Annotated in this window: 18 protein-coding genes; 17 read left to right on the plus strand and 1 reads right to left on the minus strand. The window is 39.0% G+C overall.

Going from position 1 to position 17,423, the window contains the following annotated elements; all coding sequences use genetic code 11:
- Positions 1-128 precede the first annotated feature (128 nt).
- The 5 genes from C5L23_RS01045 to C5L23_RS01065 are packed head-to-tail and all read left to right on the plus strand — an operon-like array spanning position 129 to position 6,584.
- Positions 129-1,544, plus strand: coding sequence for an MFS transporter (locus tag C5L23_RS01045; RefSeq protein WP_010007315.1), 1,416 nt, complete (start codon positions 129-131; stop codon positions 1,542-1,544).
- A gap of 59 nt (positions 1,545-1,603) precedes the next feature.
- The gene (locus C5L23_RS01050; protein ID WP_240034415.1) at positions 1,604-2,743 is read left to right on the plus strand and encodes a family 8 glycosyl hydrolase; all 1,140 of its coding nucleotides are present in this window, start codon (positions 1,604-1,606) and stop codon (positions 2,741-2,743) included.
- A 2-nt stretch (positions 2,744-2,745) separates the two neighbouring features.
- Positions 2,746-4,734, plus strand: coding sequence for a glycosyltransferase family 2 protein (locus tag C5L23_RS01055; RefSeq protein WP_010007313.1), 1,989 nt, complete (start codon positions 2,746-2,748; stop codon positions 4,732-4,734).
- A 46-nt stretch (positions 4,735-4,780) separates the two neighbouring features.
- Entirely contained in the window at positions 4,781-5,470 is a 690-nt protein-coding gene (locus tag C5L23_RS01060) for an EAL domain-containing protein (RefSeq protein ID WP_133264169.1), read from the plus strand.
- A gap of 1 nt (position 5,471) precedes the next feature.
- Positions 5,472-6,584, plus strand: coding sequence for a GGDEF domain-containing protein (locus C5L23_RS01065; RefSeq protein ID WP_133264170.1), 1,113 nt, complete (start codon positions 5,472-5,474; stop codon positions 6,582-6,584).
- Between the two features lie 30 nt (positions 6,585-6,614).
- On the opposite strand, the gene C5L23_RS01070 is transcribed toward C5L23_RS01065, so the two are convergent.
- Positions 6,615-7,793, minus strand: coding sequence for a hypothetical protein (locus tag C5L23_RS01070; RefSeq protein WP_010007304.1), 1,179 nt, complete (start codon positions 7,791-7,793; stop codon positions 6,615-6,617).
- A 189-nt stretch (positions 7,794-7,982) separates the two neighbouring features.
- Here C5L23_RS01070 and C5L23_RS01075 point away from each other — a divergent pair, with 189 nt between their 5' ends.
- The 12 genes from C5L23_RS01075 to fabF all read left to right on the plus strand — a co-directional run bounded on the left by C5L23_RS01075 (position 7,983) and on the right by fabF (position 17,421).
- A complete protein-coding gene (locus C5L23_RS01075; RefSeq protein WP_010007303.1) occupies positions 7,983-9,020 on the plus strand; it encodes a glycosyltransferase family 2 protein in 1,038 nt (345 codons plus the stop codon).
- A 75-nt stretch (positions 9,021-9,095) separates the two neighbouring features.
- Positions 9,096-9,362: a hypothetical protein gene (locus C5L23_RS01080; RefSeq protein ID WP_010007301.1), complete on the plus strand. Its 267-nt coding sequence runs from the start codon at positions 9,096-9,098 to the stop codon at positions 9,360-9,362.
- A gap of 93 nt (positions 9,363-9,455) precedes the next feature.
- Positions 9,456-10,223, plus strand: a complete 768-nt coding sequence (locus C5L23_RS01085; protein ID WP_133264171.1) for a tyrosine-protein phosphatase — start codon at positions 9,456-9,458, stop codon at positions 10,221-10,223.
- A 44-nt stretch (positions 10,224-10,267) separates the two neighbouring features.
- Positions 10,268-11,077 carry a metallophosphoesterase gene (locus C5L23_RS01090; protein WP_010007298.1) on the plus strand — a complete coding sequence of 270 codons (810 nt, stop codon included), beginning with the start codon at positions 10,268-10,270 and terminating at the stop codon, positions 11,075-11,077.
- 138 nt (positions 11,078-11,215) lie between these two features.
- Positions 11,216-11,665 (plus strand): 3-hydroxyacyl-ACP dehydratase FabZ, encoded by a 450-nt coding sequence (fabZ, locus tag C5L23_RS01095; protein ID WP_010007297.1) that lies wholly within the window; start codon positions 11,216-11,218, stop codon positions 11,663-11,665.
- A gap of 8 nt (positions 11,666-11,673) precedes the next feature.
- Positions 11,674-12,120 (plus strand): MarR family winged helix-turn-helix transcriptional regulator, encoded by a 447-nt coding sequence (locus C5L23_RS01100; protein ID WP_010007296.1) that lies wholly within the window; start codon positions 11,674-11,676, stop codon positions 12,118-12,120.
- 9 nt (positions 12,121-12,129) lie between these two features.
- Complete coding sequence (locus tag C5L23_RS01105) at positions 12,130-13,101, plus strand: beta-ketoacyl-ACP synthase III (RefSeq protein ID WP_010007295.1); 972 nt, start codon at positions 12,130-12,132, stop codon at positions 13,099-13,101.
- A 69-nt stretch (positions 13,102-13,170) separates the two neighbouring features.
- Positions 13,171-13,410, plus strand: coding sequence for an acyl carrier protein (locus C5L23_RS01110; protein ID WP_010007294.1), 240 nt, complete (start codon positions 13,171-13,173; stop codon positions 13,408-13,410).
- A 46-nt stretch (positions 13,411-13,456) separates the two neighbouring features.
- Positions 13,457-14,425 (plus strand): DUF561 domain-containing protein, encoded by a 969-nt coding sequence (locus tag C5L23_RS01115; protein WP_010007290.1) that lies wholly within the window; start codon positions 13,457-13,459, stop codon positions 14,423-14,425.
- Between the two features lie 44 nt (positions 14,426-14,469).
- A complete protein-coding gene (locus C5L23_RS01120; RefSeq protein WP_010007289.1) occupies positions 14,470-15,414 on the plus strand; it encodes an ACP S-malonyltransferase in 945 nt (314 codons plus the stop codon).
- A gap of 1 nt (position 15,415) precedes the next feature.
- Positions 15,416-16,144: a 3-oxoacyl-ACP reductase FabG gene (gene fabG / locus C5L23_RS01125; RefSeq protein ID WP_010007288.1), complete on the plus strand. Its 729-nt coding sequence runs from the start codon at positions 15,416-15,418 to the stop codon at positions 16,142-16,144.
- Positions 16,145-16,167: 23 nt separating this feature from the next.
- A complete protein-coding gene (fabF, locus tag C5L23_RS01130) occupies positions 16,168-17,421 on the plus strand; it encodes a beta-ketoacyl-ACP synthase II (protein WP_010007286.1) in 1,254 nt (417 codons plus the stop codon).
- Positions 17,422-17,423 lie beyond the last annotated feature (2 nt).

The following is a 17,423-nucleotide window of genomic DNA, read 5'->3' on the forward strand; positions in this document are numbered from 1 at the left end:
CTTTCAATACGGTCGAACATCTAGTTCTAGTTTACGCTGTTTTTAATTTGGGCAAAAGCAAACACGCTTAATTTGGAAAAGTTGATGAACGGGTTATAATGATAGCAGACTGTTTTGAGGAGTGACGTATGATTAAAAGTAAAAAAGTATTGGCCTTACTTTCCATTGGTTTATTCGCCTTTATGTCGACATTGGATGGTTCGATTGTAAATATTGCTTTGCCAACCATTTCGCGTGAACTAGGTGTTGGTATGCAAGAGGTCACGTGGACGGTAACGGTGTATCTTGTGGTTATCTCTGGCTTGTTGTTACTGTTTGGTCGATTAGGCGACTTAATGGGGAAAACAACAATTTTTCGCTATGGTACATTAATTTTTACCGTTGGCTCATTATTAGCGGGCTTTAATTTTGGCTTATCTTTTTTGATTGTGGCACGAATTGTACAAGCGATTGGGGCTGCAATGACAATGAGTAATAGCTTCGGTATTACATCCATGATTTCAACTCCCAGTACGCGAGCGCGTTCGATGTCAATTATTGCCATGTTTGTCTCGTTGGGCTTAATTAGTGGTCCGGCAGTTGGTGGTGTATTGCTACAATTTTTGCCTTGGTCATACATTTTTTGGCTGAATGTACCAATTGGCATTATTGCCGCTGCGGTGGGACATAGCGTCTTACCACGGGAAACACAATCAACGCATATAAAAGAAGTCGATATAATTGGTGCAAGTCAGCTATTTTTATTGATTGTGGTGCTGTTCTTAAGCTTAAATAGCTTACAGTCATTGGGCTATGCATCAACATTGACCTGGCTTGGCTTATTTATCACAGTGATGTTATTTATCTGGTTTATTATGACGGAGCGTCGGGTAAAGCATCCCTTGCTAGCATTAGCGATTTTCAAGAATAAATTATTTAATATCAGTGTCATTTCGAGCTTATTAGTGTTCACAAGTAGTGCATGTAACAATATTTTAATGCCATTTTACTTACAAAATTACCGTCATTTCACAGCTGGTTTTTCGGGGCTATTGTTAATGTCAATTCCAGCTGCGATGTTTATTTTTGCACCAATTTCAGGTGTTTTGTCGGATAAATTGAATAAAGAAGTTATCACAATTGTGGGCTTAACAGGTTTAGTTATTTCTCAATTTGGATATATTGTCTTTCATGCAGAAAGTACATTCATCTGGCTTATTGGGACATTCATTTTAAATGGTGCAGCGGCAGGGCTGTTCCAATCGCCTAATAATGCTTTGGTAATGGAAAACGTCACCCATCAGTATTTTGGTATTGCGGGTTCATTAAATGCTTTGGCACGAAATATGGGATTTGTGTTGGGAACAGTACTTGCAACAACATTACTTTTCATCAGTATGTCAACACAACTGAATCGTCATGTGACAGATTATGTGCCGCAACATCCAGAAGTATTTTTGAATGGGATGCACTTTGCTTTTTATGTTTCACTCGGCTTGATTTTAGTAGCATGGTGCCTAGTAGCGTACCGATTATGGCGCAATTCAGGACATATCGCAAAATAAAAACCCTTTCATGAATATAACAATAGACATATTTAAATATTCTAGGGTAATATGATTGTATGAAGAATCGAAAGCTATTTTTGATTATTGTAATCGGCGTTGTATTTTTTTTGTGTATTGGTATCTATCAGATGATAAAAAGTAAGCCAGAACGTGGTATTTATGAACAATGGCGTGCGCAGTATGTGACAAACTATCAAGATGGTGCGTATGTCAACGGTAGTGATCGCAAAACCAAAAGTAAGACCGCATTGTCTGAGGCACAAGGTTATGGCATGCTGATTACGGTTTTGGCTGCACAAAACAAGCAGGCGGATCAAAAAGCATTTAATCGCCTGCTTGTTTACTATCAAAAGCATACGATTAGTGCATCGAATCATTTGATGGCTTGGAAACAAGTACAGCGCGGTCAAAAGATGGTGACGCTTAAAAATAACCGGACCAATGCCACGGACGGTGATTTGGATATTGCTTTTGCGTTGCTGCAAGCGGATCGATTGTGGGGATCTAGTGGACAGTATAATTATCGTCAACTTGCTAAAGCACTATTAGATGATATATTACGCTACAACTATAACAGCCAAAATGAACTACCATATGTGGGTAACTGGGCGAAATCAGATACAAAGTATCATGACTTAGTGCGGACATCAGATTTGATACCAGCTTATTTTGAAACTTTCTATGCCACAACACAAGATGAACGTTGGCATAAGCTATCTGAAAAATCAGTACAAACTTTACAAAAGTTAAGTGATAGTAGTTCAGTTGGTTTAATGCCTGATTTTATTTGGGCAAGATCAGATGGTATTAGTGCGGTATCAGCGAACACATTTGAGAGTAAAAATGATGGTGATTATGGTTGGAATGCTAATCGAATCCCAATGCGTCTGGCTTTTCAGTCGGATAATGCACAGTTAAAAGCAATAAATCGTAAGATGCTTGACTTTTTCAGCCAACAAGAACAGATTAAGGCAGTTTATGATTTAAACGGACAAGCACGTAATGATTACACGTCTATGGCATTTGTAGCGCCAGTGGCGGTGGCGGCTTATCAGCAAAAGCAGTCGTTTAATGACTATGCTAAAGGATTAGTTCGGCGCGTTAAGTCAGAAAAAATAACGGGGAATTATTATGCGGATACGCTACAAGTGTTAGCGTTACTCATGATTGAAAACAATTTAAAACTGGAGGAATAGTGATGCATATTGTGATTTTTGAAGGCATATTAATTGCGGTACTATTAATGAGCTATTTTTTGGGGAAACGTTACCATAAAAGCCGACAATTACTGTTACTGCTCTACATTGTAACGATGAGCGTCTATATTGTGTGGCGTGCAGGTTGGACGTTACCAACAAATAATGCATTAAGTATCTTTTTTGGCATATTATTATTGGCAGCTGAAGTAGGGGGCTTCGTTTTATCCCTAGTATTCTATCGTGTCTTCCTTAGAAAATATAAGCGTGCAGCCGAACCATTGAGCTTGTTTAAAGGCGAGTATCCGAGTGTGGATATTATGATTGCTACTTATAATGAAGGCAAAGAAATATTGAAACGCGGTATTGTGGCCGCAACTTTAGCGTATTATCCGAAGCCAGAATTAGTGAACATTTATGTGTGTGATGATGGTGATCGTCCTGAAGTTGAGCAATTATGCCAAGAATTAGGCGTACATTATGTCAGCCGACTCACACATGAACATGCGAAAGCTGGTAATTTGAATCATGCGATGACTGTCTCTCAAGGGGAGTTAGTTGTAACGATGGATGCAGACATGGTGATGCGTGAGGATTTCTTGGCACTCACGGTAGGTTATTTCCATGATCCTAAAATGGGCTTCATGCAAGCACCACAAACGTTCTTCAACGAAGATCCGTATCAATTTAACCTTTTTGCGAGTGACACGATTGGTAATGATCAAGATTTCTTCATGCGTAGTATTGAAGCGCAAAAAGATGCCTTTAATGCAGTGATGTACGTCGGATCAAATGCAATATTTAGACGTGAAGCCTTAAATAGTATCGGTGGCTTTAGTACCGGTGTGATTACCGAGGATATGGCGACGGGGATGTTTTTGCAAGCTAAAGGCTGGCGCTCTGGCTTTGTTAATGAAAACCTAGCGAGTGGCTTAGCACCAGAAACATTTGGTGATTTAATTAAGCAACGTGATCGTTGGGCACGGGGTAATATCCAAGTGGCCAAGAAGTGGAATCCATGGCGATTAGAAGGTTTGAGCCTAGTTCAACGCATTCTGTACGCCGATGGTATTCATTACTGGTTCTCAGGTATTTATAAAATGATTTTCTTGTTGGCACCCATATTATTTTTGGTGTTTGGACAATATAGCTTGCAAACTGATATGTATCAGATATTGATTTTCTGGTTACCAGCATTTATTGCATCACAATTAGCGTTTAACTTGGTCAGCGAAAAGAAGCAAACGGTAATGTTGAGTAATATTTATGAAGTCGCAACTGCACCATTTATGGCTTATGCCGTATTTAATGAATTATTCTTAAAGTCTAAAAAGGGTTTTGCTGTTACCCGTAAAGGTGTGAACAGCGATGCAAGTTTTTATAATTGGGCGACAGCATGGCCAGTGCTTGTGTTATTAGTACTATCGATCATTGGTTTAGTTCGTGGGATTGGCTTTGTTAGTGGCTATTGGCCAAGCCCTTATCCCGTGCAAGGAATTTACATCAATATTTTCTGGTTATTATATAATTTAGTATCATTGATATTGGCGGCTTATCTATCGAATGAGCGACCACGTTTGCGACAATCAGAACGCTTTGAAAGCCAGCATGCCATCCAGATTGAACTGCCCGATCACACAATGTTATCCGGGCACTTATTGGATTGGAATGAGAACGGTGCCAGAATGAAATTGATGGGTGATTTTTCACAAAACACGCACATTGATAACAGTACGTTAATTATCGATAATGTTAAAATGAATTTTGAGAACCAATGGCAAAAACCAATTGATGACGGGTTGTTGCTAGGGGTGACGTTTAAAGCATTAGATTTGCAAGCTTATGCTTTCATTATTCGTCATACTTATGGCCAGCCTTCAAGTCAGATTGTATCAGCACAGCGTAATAATAGTATTTGGCATATTTTAGCTGTGTGGTGGTTTAATACATTGAAACGGCGTGAAGCTTATCAGAAAAAGACAGATGCGTAAGGCATTGTCTCGGACGTCGCTTTTCTAGATAAAATGGGGTTGCCTTATGAAGAACACGTACTATTTTGTTGTACAGCCCATTGTTGCATTAGATAATGAGCAGCATTTTGATATATTTTGTTATGAATTGCTATTACGCGACCAGCAAACGCATCAGTTCCCTGGGCAAGCTTTTTTTAGCACGATTGGGACGAAAGTTGGTAATCACACTTTCTTAGACTGGGTACAACAAGCGTTGCGACCAATCATGAAAACCAATCCACATATCAAGTTCTCAATTAATTTTGAAATCGCTCAGTTGCAATTTAATGAAACATTTCAATTTTTGAATCAGTTACAACCGTTAGCACAACAGATTTTTATCGAAATAACGGAACGGCAATATGACGAAAAAGATGTGGCCTTAGCGCGACAATTTATGGCCTATGTACAACAATTAGGATATCGTGTTTTATTTGATGATGTGGATAACCTCTTGATGCATGATGATTTATACACGTTACGTTTAGCTGATGGTCTTAAATTTTCTCAGGACTTAATTCAAAATAATGCATTACCTGATGTACTAAGGCAATTGACTATTTGCCAAGAAAAGTTAAATCAACAAGATAAATTGTTCATTGTGGAAGGTGTCAATAGTGAATTACAAGCACAACGATTATATGACATTGGCATTCAATTACAACAAGGTTATTACTTTGGTAAGCCACACAAAATTGAGGAGTTATTAGTGTAAAATGGTTGAGTTTTATAATTATTTTATGTTGATGCTGATTGTAGCGAGTTTAGCAACATCAACACTCATTAGCTTGCGGTTTATTAATATTAGTGAATTTAAAAATGGGTACGTTGACTTAATTAAAGTTTTGATGTCAGGATCGATGGTTTATACCACAATGTCAGTTTCTTACAACTTTGTTGGTAATATTGCGCATGAGTATTTATTAGCAATTCTGACATATTTTTTGATTAGTAAGCGCCAAGCCTTCTTTTTAACACTAATTACACCACTATTTGCATTACTCTTTATTTTCTTTATTGACGATAGTTTATCTCTACGTGTTATCATTATGTGCTTTGCTTTTGGATTATTTGTATTCTTACTTATGAGTGTCACGACTTATCTCATTCCTAATCAATTACTGGCAATTATTGTGTGTGAAATATTAGCGGTCACGACTAAGCTATGGTTTGCTTCAGATATTCCATTAATGGCCGTTCAATCTGGATCAGAATTGTTTGAATTAATACAGTCCTTATATAGAGTTGGTGTTGGTATAGCTGTACTGATTATTGTGCGGCAATTATATTTACAAGTTGTTAAGTTACAGTATCAGAACAAAAAATTGTATCAAAATAGTTACCACGATAATTTAACGGGGCTGTTCAATTATCGTAAGCTAGAAAAAGATTTATCTTGGTATTCTCAAGATAATGATAATCTAGGGATTGCAATTTTTGATTTAGATTATTTTAAACAAATTAATGATGAATTTGGACATCTGAATGGCAACCAGTTATTGCAGCACTTTTCTGAATTTCTCTCGGAATACCTCCAGTATAAAAACGGTAATGAGCCATTAAACTTGTATCGTTATGGCGGCGAAGAATTCGTTTGGATATTTGATGCTAGTCACATTGGTGATTTGGCATTATTCTTTGAATCTTTACAACGTCAGCTCAAAACAATGCCTTGGGATGAGATAGACGGGCGAACAATTAGCTTTTCCGGTGGTGTCGGGTTATTGCGTCATCATCATGATTTGTCGAGTGTTTTACGTTCAGCTGATGAATTACTTTATCAGGCTAAAGCAAATGGTCGGGCACAAACGACAATTGAGACAAAATAAAAAAACATCCATATTTGGATGTTTTTTATTTTACTTTTTTACTTGAAAGGTGCGTGTGACATAAGGCATCGTAATTGTATAATGATCAGAACGATATTGGGTCTGAGCGAATATATCTAATCTTTGACCAGTGGTTAAGTTGATTTGGCGTGGACCACGACTAGAGAAAGTGCTTGTCTGAGTTATTTTACCATTTTTATTCGTATAAAGTTTATATGTGAGTGTCGAATGTTGTGCACCAGTAATTTTGACAGTCGTTGCTTGATTGGCGTTGACGGATACTGTGGTAACGTTATGTTGTACTTTCCAGCTCATTGTACTAGCTTTTGGTGTTGTCTTGATTGCTGGCTTTTTATTTGGCTGTGCTTGATTTGCTTTTTTAACCGTTGACGTTGTGGGTTTGTTTGTCACAGATGGTTGTGATTGCGTTGACTTAACATCGAATGTTTTACTGATATACGGCATTGTCACTGTATAACGATCGCCATTCGCTTGGGCTGTTTGTGCTGAGATATCCAGACGTTGCCCCGCACTTAATTTTACCTGACGGGGACCAACACTAGAAAATGTCTGCGTTTTAATGAACTGATGATTCTTTAGTGTATACACCGCATAAGTGATAGTTGAATGTTGCCCACCTATGATGTTAACGGTGGTTGGTTGATTGATATTGACTGATACTAACGTACTATTCTTTTCAAAACGCCAACTCATTGTATTAGACTTTGCTGTACTGACTTTAGTCAAAGTTGGTGCAGCATTTTTATTTTGTACATTCGTTGTGGTTGTGCCAAATAGTTGATCTAATTGATTAAGGGCATTAGACTTAGCTTGACGAGATTGAGAGCCAATGCTACTTAATGCGGCATCAATGGGGCCAAGATAACCACGTACCTGGACAGGCGCTTGATCATTGTTTTCAATGTTACGTAGCGCACTAAGTAAATGATTCAAATCACTGGTACTATTAAGCTGAGATTGCCGGTATTGTGAGGTGCTATTTTGAATACGCTGAATAGCTGATGAATCAACTTGATTGATATATTGTTTGGCTTCATTAACGGAAATATTGTAGTAAGCAGTAGGATTGGCTAAAGTAAGTACTTTTGTAGCTGTTGCTTGGCTTGTATCATCGGCCGATACATTAGAAACCATAAAGCCTGTTCCTAATAGTAAAGCAGCAACGGATAAACTGACTTCTTTTCTCATGATTATTCCTCCAATAGTATTGAACACAGCTATCATAACTGTTAAAAATTGAAATGTCAATGTAACATTAAAGAAATATTTATAAAATATTTAACACAAAAAAGAAATCAAAATCATGCATAAGTGATTTAATAGCGTTATCATAAAAGTACGTATATATAGGAAGTTAAGAACTAAAAAGGAGTCATAATGACAGAACCCAAGGTATCCATTATCATGCCATTTTATAATGTTCACGATTATTTACCGCATGGTGTGGTATCTATATTGAATCAAACATATCGTAATTTTGAATTGATATTGGTCGATGATGGCAGTAACGATGGGTCTGGGCAGGTAGCTGATCAGTTAGCCCATCAAGATGCACGTATTCAAGTGTATCATCAGGAAAACAAAGGGGTGGCCGATGCTAGAAATACAGGCTTAGATGCGACGACGGGTGATTTAATTACCTTTGTTGATGCTGATGATATGATTACACCGTTTTATTTGGCGAATAGTGTGCCAACATTGTTGAACGAACAAGCTGATATTGTGACTACCCGTTGTGTTGAAGTAGGTAACTATCAAGAAGCTAATCTTGTACTCAATCGACCAGTACAAAAACAAAGTTTTACAATCGTAGATGGTTATCGTGCTACTGAAAAGTTATTATTACAAGATAATATTGACGTGAGTTGTTGGGGAAAAATTTATCGGCGCGAGCTGTTTCACGATTTAAGGTTTAAATCAGGAATTATATATGAAGATTTTGAAATTGTACCCAAAATATTTTTGAAAGCAAAAAAGGTCATTTTAAGACAAGAGACAGATTACGTCTATCTTGAGCGTGAGAGCAGTATCATGCATATGCATTTTAATGAAAATGAATTAATTATGTTAGACATTACGGCTGCGATTTTTGAGCGTATGTCTAACATTAATATTCGTTTGACGGAAGCAGCTGCTGCTAAGAACTTTTATGCGCTGAGTCAATTATTGGCTGAACTCTTTAAATTGACGCCGCCACGTTTAGACCTAATTGACCAAATTTGGTCAGCAATGCAGCATTATGCGAATTATATTACACAAACTGGGCGGGCAATGGCCAGTATTAAGGAAGCAAGTTTAATTGCGCGTCATAGTACGCCACAACAATATCAAGATTATTTAAAAGAATCAGGTCAAGATAAGGGCCTTTTACGTGATAGCCAGCGTATGCTTAACCATCATAATTTGTCGGAGTAAGGTAGCGTGAACAGCCCAACGACTGTTATAATATGTTACTATATATATGTAAGAAAATAGGAACAGGGGAAGATTATGCTCATTGCACATATCTTATTTGGAATTATGTCACTCATTGGCACCCTTATGTTAGGCATTAGTTTCCATAGTGAATTTAACCGTTTAACAACAATGCAAAAGACAGCGATTGTATTAACTATTGCAGGAACATTGGTCACAATTGTTTTGGGGATGTTTTTGGCGCAAGGTAATGTATTTGCCGGTGTGATAGCGATTGCATTAGTTGCTGCTTTTGTTGCAAGTTTGTTTATGCCAAAATTGGGTAAGCAAAACAATAAGTAATTGATAATATATCGATAAAAAGCTATGGTCTGCGACAGCAGATGATAGCTTTTTGTTATACTTAAAAATAACGACGTTGAAAGGATGAAATCGATGATTGATGTACATTGTCATTTATTACCAGGAATAGATGATGGTTCAAAAAGCCTGGATATTTCACTACAGTTGGCGCGAGACGCTGTTGCTGATGGTATTACAGCTGCACTAATGACACCACATCATATGAATGGTCATTATACGAATCATCGTGATGATGTCATTAAAGCGACACAAGATTTTCAGTTGGCGCTAAATGATGCTCAAATCCCGTTAACGGTTTTTCCATCACAAGAAGTCAGAATTACAGGTAAGTTATTAGAAGCACTGGATCAGCACGATATTTTAACCACTGATGAAACTGGGCACTATATTTTAATTGAATTTCCTTCTAATGATGTCCCAACGTTTTCAAAAGATGTTTTGTATGAAGTCCAACAACGTGGCATAACACCAATTATTGTGCACCCTGAACGTAATACCAGACTCATGGCCAAACCTGATATTTTGTATGATTTTATCGATCGGGGCGCATATGCACAAGTTACTGCTAGCAGTTATGTTGGTACCTTTGGGAAGGCAGTGCAAAAATTCAGTGATGACATTGTTCGCTCTGGATTAGCACATTTATTTGCTTCAGATGCGCATCATTTACCAGGTCGTACTTATGAAATGAGCGCTGCCTTTGAACGCTTAGCACAACAAATGGGCGATGATTATGTGGCAATCTATCAAGAAAATGCGCGAGCATTAGTTAACGGGGATGCTTTGACCCCATTCGAAGCTGTACCAATAAAAAAGAAGAGATTTTTTAGCGCATACTAATTATGCTATAATAAATTCACTTTAAACTAGGGAGAAATAGTAAAGTGAGAGTTGCTTTTTCATCAGATAATCACTTTGATTTAAATAAGATAGAGGTTGCTCGGGCAATGAATGCGCAAGCGCTTTACTTATTAAATGAGGGTATTAATGTTTATGTTTTAGCCGGCGATTTGTTTAATAATTTTGAAAAATCTTTAAGATTTGTTCAAGAAATGGAAGCGTTAGTCGACCATAAAGTGACCATTCGTTTTATTGCTGGCAATCATGACATGGGCAATAATGTTACTTATGAAGAATTAGAAAGTGATATTGATACCGTTTACTTACACAATAAATTCATTGATTTAACGCCAACGGTACGCCTAATTGGTAACAATGGTTGGTATGATTATGGCTTTGTTGGAGATACCTATCAGGATCAAGAAATTCAACAGTTTAAAAAAGCTTTTTGGTATGATCGTCGTATTGAACAACCAATGTCTGATCGTGAACGTTTCAATATTAATCTAAACCAAATGGCGCAACAATTACGGGAGGCGGCAGACAAAAAGACCATTCTTGTGTCTCACTTTGTACCACGGTTTGACTATATTAAGCGCTTCCCGAATCATAATCAGAAGTTAGACATGGTCAATGCATTCTTAGGTAGCCCAAAGGTTGGTGAATTAGTGGATCAATCTTATACTATTGCGACAGTTACGGGCCATTTGCACTTGCACCCAGCACCCGTAACAGTGGGTAATAATGTGTATTATAATCCGGCTGTCGGGTATCACACGACGCGAGTAAATGAATGGGCACATGACGACTTTCTGACTGAATGGCAACAGCGACTTGTTGTCCTAGATGTGTAAAAGCTAAATGCTACATTTAGCTTTTTTAGTTGACCCCGTAATTAGTTTGACAATCGAAATAATAACTGATAAGATTTGACGTATTGAATGTTTCGATTATCGAAATAATTTGAAGTTTGTTCAGGAAGGAGCAAGAATTTGGCAGTTCTGAATACTACAGATATTATGAAGCTTATCCCTAACCGTTATCCTATTCTTTATATGGATTACGTGGAGGAGATGGTACCAGATGAATCAATCGTTGCGGTTAAGAACGTGACGATTAATGAACAGTTTTTCCAGGGGCATTTCCCTGGGAATCCAGTGATGCCAGGAGTATTGATTATTGAGTCATTGGCACAAGCCGCTTCAATTTTGATTTTATCTTCACCAAAGTTTCAAGGTAAGACAGCCTATATGACAGGGATTGATAATGCAAAGTTTAAGCAAATGGTACGACCTGGCGATGTTTTGAAGTTGCATGTATCATTTAAAAATCTTCGTGCAAATATGGGAACAGTTGCTGTTGAGGCACGTGTGAACGACAAAGTAGCGACTAGCGCCGATTTGATGTTCGTCGTTGCCCCAGATGAAGAAGTTAAGGCGTGAGTTAAATATTGAATGCAGATTTTGAACAATTGAATGCGGATCTAGTTGGCGTTTTTAATAATGTTATCTGGATTGAAGAAGCTGCGTTGCGGCGTAGTTATTTCTCTGATATTTCAATCAAAGAGATGCATACGATTGATGCAATTTCAATGTACGATGAAAAGAGTGCCTCCGAAGTCGCGAAGATTATTCACTTAACACCTAGTGCTATGACGACAGCAATTGACCGATTAGTTGAGAAGGGGTACGTTGAACGTCGCCGCTCTAATCGAGATCGCCGAGTTGTACGATTGGGTTTAACGCATAAAGGGCGCGTTGTTTATCGTGCTCATCAAGGTTTTCATCGTGATTTGGCACATAACTTGTTAAAAGATATGCCACCAGAAGAAGTGCAAATTGTTAAAAAAGCAATTCACAACTTGGTCAATTATCTGGCACGAGTAATTAAGCATTAAGAGGAAGTTATGGAACAATTGAAAATCATTGCCTCGGCGCATCAGATTCCAGGCCGTGACGTGACAAACGATGAGTTGAGCACAATGATGGAAACCAATGATGAGTGGATTTATACCCGAACAGGGATTCATCAGCGCCATATTGTGACAACCGAAAATACAAGTGACTTGGCTAGCCAAGTGGCACAAAAAATCATTACCAAAGCCGGTATTTCACCTGAAAGCTTGGACTTTATTATTGTGAGCACTATGTCACCAGATAGCATGTCACCTAGTACGGCTGCCATTGTACAAGCTAATATTGGCGCAACAAATGCCTTTGCTTTTGATTTGAGTGCTGCTTGTTCTGGCTTCGTTTATGGTCTCAGTGTGGCTGCTAGCTTTTTAACAACACGCTATCAGCGTGGTTTAGTTATTGGTGCTGAAACATTGTCGAAGTTAGTAGACTGGCAGGATCGAACAACTGCTGTTTTGTTCGGCGATGGTGCTGCAGGTGTCCTAGTCGAAAGAACAGATCAAAATATCGGCCTGTTAAGTGAAGAATTAAGAACATTTGGTGCCAAAGGGGAAAACTTAGTGGCAGGTAAGTTTGCCAACACGAATCCTTTCTCTGGAGAAATTAGCCCATTAGATCCTTATTTCCATCAAAATGGTCGTGAGGTTTATGGCTTTGCAACACGCGAAGTACCTGATGCCTTACAAGCAGCATTAACACAAGCAAATTTGAGTGCTGATGATGTTGATTATTATTTATTACATCAAGCTAATTCACGAATTGTCTCATCAATTGCTAAGCGATTTGGACAGCCTATTGCTAAATTCCCAACGAATATGGAAAAACATGGCAATACGAGTGCAGCTAGCATTGGTATCTTACTCGATGAATTACTTGAGGCTGGTACGGTGCGCCCAGGACAAACTATCGCACTAGCCGGATTTGGTGGTGGCCTGACGGTCGGCGCACAAATTTGGCACATTTAATTTGATTTGAAACTGCGTAGAATGCAGGTCAAATAACTATACTATTCATTTTTTCAGGAGAAAAATAACATGACAGATGCAGAAATTTTTGACAAAGTAAAAGAGATTTTGGTTGACCAATTTGATTTGGAAGATGACGAAGTGTCATTAACAACTGATATGACAAACGATATCGATGCTGATTCATTAGACTTGTTTGAAGTATTGAACCGTGTTGAAGATGATTTCGATATTAAGTTGGCAGTTGCTGAAGACATCAAGACTGTACAAGACTTGGTTAACAAGATCAAAGAGCAATTGGCTGCCTAAGTAAGCAGCTTTTGCTGTACATAATAATTTTAAGTGGAGACAAGTAATGACTGTTAAGATAGAAAATCCAATATTTGAAAAATTAGGCATGAAGTATCCCATCATGGAAGGTGGTATGACTTGGGCCGGAACTGGCGCCTTAGCAGCCGCAATATCTGAAGCTGGTGGTTTGGGATTCATCGGAACGGGTTATTGGCATGGGGATGATGTTCGCCACGAAATTCGTCGCGCTAAGTCATTAACTGATAAGCCTTTTGGTGTTAACGTTATGCTCATGAGTCGTCATATTCGTGAAGTTTTTGATGTCATTATTGAAGAAGGTGTTCGTGTTGTTGCCACAGGCGCTGGTGATCCTTCACCATTCTTAGAAGAACTCCATGAAGCTGGCATTATTGTGATTCCAGTTGTGCCTTCAGTTGGTTTGGCACGTATGATGGAGAAAAAAGGTGTTGACGCCGTTGTTGCTGAAGGAATGGAATCAGGTGGTCACATTGGTATGTTGACAACAATGGCTTTGGTTCCACAAGTTGTCGATGCTGTTGATATTCCAGTTATTGCTGCTGGTGGTATCGGTGATGGCCGTGGTGCTGCCGCTGCCTTTATGTTAGGTGCATCTGGTGTACAGATGGGCACACGCTTTTTGACAGCCACTGAATCTGAAATTCATGATAATTTCAAGAAGGCAGTATTGAAGGCACGTGATATCGATACGATTGTGACGGGAAACCTTTTGGGCAATCGTGCGCGTGTCTTGAAGAATAAGATGGCCAAGGCATTTGTTAAGAACGAAGTTAATGAATTACAAAAGCCAAAGCCAGATGCTGCTGCTATCGAGAAACTTGAAAGTGGTACGTTACGTGCGGCTGTTCAGCAAGGTGATAAAGATGGTGGTGCTTTCATGGCAGGACAGATTTCTGGATTGATTCATGATGAAAAATCAGCAGCACAAATCTTGGAAGATGTCTGGTCACAAGCTGCTGATTTGATGGGCGTTGAGTGGCCAGCAAAAGACTAAGCACAAGCTTCGTATAATAGAGCTGTTTGAGGAAAACTTCGAATATGAAAATCGGATTACTATTTAGTGGACAGGGTGCACAACAAGTAGGCATGGGTGCTGACTTGTATGCTAATGTTCCAGAATATCAACAAGTCATTGATCGTGCATCACAGGTTTTAGGTTATGACTTAGCGCAACTGACTGCAGAAGATGAGCAAAAATTAGCGCAAACACAATATGTACAGCCAGCTATTTTAGCAATGAGTACTGGGATTATCACTGCTTTGGGAGATACATTACCAAAGCCAATCGCGGGTCTTGGCTTGAGCTTGGGTGAATATTCAGCTTTGACTGCAGCTGGTGTTATGGACTATGAGCAGGCAGTAGCGATTATTAAAGATCGTGGTGCTTATATGCAAGCTGTTGGTAATGCTAATCCAGGTAAGATGGTTGCCATTATGGGTGATGATCAAGCATTGATTGAAGGTGTATTGGAGAAGTTGCAATCTCAGGGCAAGCGTGTATATGCAGCTAATTACAATACTTTCGCACAACTCGTTATTGGCGGTATTGCGGAAGATGTCGATGAGGCAGTGACAGCCCTAACAGAGGCAGGTATTAAGCGAACAGTGGCATTGCCTGTTTCGGGTGCCTTTCATACACCATTGCTGCAAGAGGCAGCAGATCAATTAGGTGAGCGAATTGCGGATGAAACATTCCATGAGATGACCTTCCCTATTTATTCAAATACCACATCTGATGTCTTTGACATTGATCAACTGCATGATGTTTTAACACGACAATTGATGTCACCAACTTATTTTGCTCAAGCATTACAAAAAATGCTAGATGCAGGTGTTGACACACTAATTGAAGTAGGTCCAAGCAGTACATTGATTAAGTTCGCTAAGAAAATTGCACCTAAAACTGTAAAGCGATATGCCATTACTGATTTGGAGAGTTTCAATGAAGTAAAAGCACTATTGACAAGTGAAGAGGGAGTCTAACATGATGTTTGAAGATAAGACCGTTTTGGTAACTGGTTCATCACGTGGCATTGGTTTAGCTATTGCTAAAGCATTTGCCAAGGCTGGTGCGCATGTGATTTTACATGGCCGTTCAGCAATTAAGCCAGAAGTTTTGGCCGAATTTGCACCAGATACACAAACTGTCCAATTTGATATTGCGGATGCGGATGCAGCAGAAGCAGCAATTAAAGCATTATATAAACAAGAAGGTTTTGCCGGTATTGATGTATTAGTTAATAATGCCGGTATTGTTAACGATAAGTTAGTGATGGGCATGTCAGCAACTGACTTTGCACAAGTGGTCAACACCAATTTAAATGGCACATTTAATGTCACACAACCAATTTTCAAGAAAATGTTGCGTGCACGTACTGGCGCTATCATTAACTTGAGTTCAGTTGTTGGTTTGATGGGTAACATGGGGCAAGCTAACTATGCAGCTTCCAAAGCTGGTATTGTTGGCTTAACAAAGTCATTGGCCAAGGAAGGTGCCTTACGTGGTATCCGTGTCAATGCGATTGCACCAGGTATGATTGTATCTGATATGACTGATAATTTATCAGACAAGGTTAAAGAACAAGTACTTCAAGCTATCCCATTGCAACGATTTGGTAATGTAGAAGAAATCGCACAAACAGCACTCTTCTTAGCAGAAAACCAATATATTACGGGACAAACAATCACAATTGATGGTGGTTTGTATATTTAGTCTTAAGCGAGAGAGGTTTTAACATGACACGAGTAGTAATTACTGGTATGGGTGCGGTTGCACCTTTAGGAAATGATACAGAAACATTTTTGAATGGTATTTTCAATTCTGAAGTTGGTATTCGACCAATTACAAAATTTGATGCATCAGAAACTGGCATCACGGTTGCAGGAGAAGTAGCAGACTTTGATGTGAAATTACGTGTAGGTAAGCGTGATGGCCGCAAGATGGATTTGTTTGCGCAGTATGCGATTGACGCGTCAGACCAAGCACTTGAAAATGCTGGCTTAAAAGATGAAGAAGGTAATGTTAACGTTGCTGATCCAAAGCGTTTTGGCGTACTTTTGGGTAATGGTATTGGTGGTTTAACAACAATTCAAGAACAAGTTATTAAGATGCACGATAAGGGGCCACAACGTGTTAGCCCATTATTCGTCCCAATGTCAATTCCTAACATGGTATCAGGTAACGTGTCACTACGCTTTGGTGCAAAAGGTATCAACGCAACAATCGTGACAGCTTGTGCCAGTGCAACTAACGCTGTTGGTGAAGCATTTTGGAAGATTCAAAGTGGTAAAACAGATGTTATGTTAGCTGGTGGTGCTGAAGCAACAGTTAACGAAATCGGGATTGCTGGTTTCGCTGCTTTGACAGCATTGTCTACTGAAGCTGATCCAGCACAAGCTTCAAAGCCATTCGATAAAAATCGTCATGGCTTCGTATTAGGTGAAGGTAGTGGTGTATTAGTATTAGAGAGTTTGGAACATGCTCAAGCGCGTGGTGCTAAGATATTAGGCGAAATCGTGGGATATGGTGCAACTTCTGATGCGTATCACATGACAAGTCCTGCACCTGATGGTGAAGGGGCAACACGTGCCATGCAAGCCGCATTGGATGATGCGAACATCAAGGCTGAACAAGTGAGCTATATTAATGCACACGGTACAGCAACTGGTGCCAATGATGGTAGTGAAGCACATGCTATTGCTAATGTGTTTGGCGCTAACAATGTATTGGTGAGTTCAACTAAGGGAATGACAGGACATCTTCTTGGTGCAGCTGGTGCCATTGAGTCAGTGATTTCTGTTGGTGCTTTGGTACGCGAAGAATTACCTGTTAACGTCGGCGTTGACGAACAAGATGACGACACAAAACTTGTTGACCTTGTTAATGAAGAAAATCGTCATGTTGCACCAGAATACGTTATGAGTAACTCATTTGGTTTTGGTGGACATAATGCAGTTGTCGTATTTAAGAAGTGGCATGAAGAGGCATAATA

It is taken from the genome of Leuconostoc fallax (genome assembly GCF_004354645.1).
In the GTDB taxonomy this organism is placed as follows: domain Bacteria; phylum Bacillota; class Bacilli; order Lactobacillales; family Lactobacillaceae; genus Leuconostoc_B; species Leuconostoc_B fallax.

Coding starts and splice junctions, on each gene's coding strand:
- C5L23_RS01060 (WP_133264169.1), top strand. CDS start 4,781: ATGAAGAACACGTACTATTTTGTTGTACAGCCCATTGTTGCATTAGAT.
- C5L23_RS01105 (WP_010007295.1), top strand. CDS start 12,130: ATGGAACAATTGAAAATCATTGCCTCGGCGCATCAGATTCCAGGCCGT.
- fabF (WP_010007286.1), top strand. CDS start 16,168: ATGACACGAGTAGTAATTACTGGTATGGGTGCGGTTGCACCTTTAGGA.
- C5L23_RS01065 (WP_133264170.1), top strand. CDS start 5,472: ATGGTTGAGTTTTATAATTATTTTATGTTGATGCTGATTGTAGCGAGT.
- C5L23_RS01085 (WP_133264171.1), top strand. CDS start 9,456: ATGATTGATGTACATTGTCATTTATTACCAGGAATAGATGATGGTTCA.
- C5L23_RS01110 (WP_010007294.1), top strand. CDS start 13,171: ATGACAGATGCAGAAATTTTTGACAAAGTAAAAGAGATTTTGGTTGAC.
- C5L23_RS01075 (WP_010007303.1), top strand. CDS start 7,983: ATGACAGAACCCAAGGTATCCATTATCATGCCATTTTATAATGTTCAC.
- fabG (WP_010007288.1), top strand. CDS start 15,416: ATGATGTTTGAAGATAAGACCGTTTTGGTAACTGGTTCATCACGTGGC.
- C5L23_RS01050 (WP_240034415.1), top strand. CDS start 1,604: ATGAAGAATCGAAAGCTATTTTTGATTATTGTAATCGGCGTTGTATTT.
- C5L23_RS01070 (WP_010007304.1), bottom strand. CDS start 7,793: ATGAGAAAAGAAGTCAGTTTATCCGTTGCTGCTTTACTATTAGGAACA.
- C5L23_RS01045 (WP_010007315.1), top strand. CDS start 129: ATGATTAAAAGTAAAAAAGTATTGGCCTTACTTTCCATTGGTTTATTC.
- C5L23_RS01115 (WP_010007290.1), top strand. CDS start 13,457: ATGACTGTTAAGATAGAAAATCCAATATTTGAAAAATTAGGCATGAAG.
- C5L23_RS01055 (WP_010007313.1), top strand. CDS start 2,746: ATGCATATTGTGATTTTTGAAGGCATATTAATTGCGGTACTATTAATG.
- C5L23_RS01080 (WP_010007301.1), top strand. CDS start 9,096: ATGCTCATTGCACATATCTTATTTGGAATTATGTCACTCATTGGCACC.
- C5L23_RS01120 (WP_010007289.1), top strand. CDS start 14,470: ATGAAAATCGGATTACTATTTAGTGGACAGGGTGCACAACAAGTAGGC.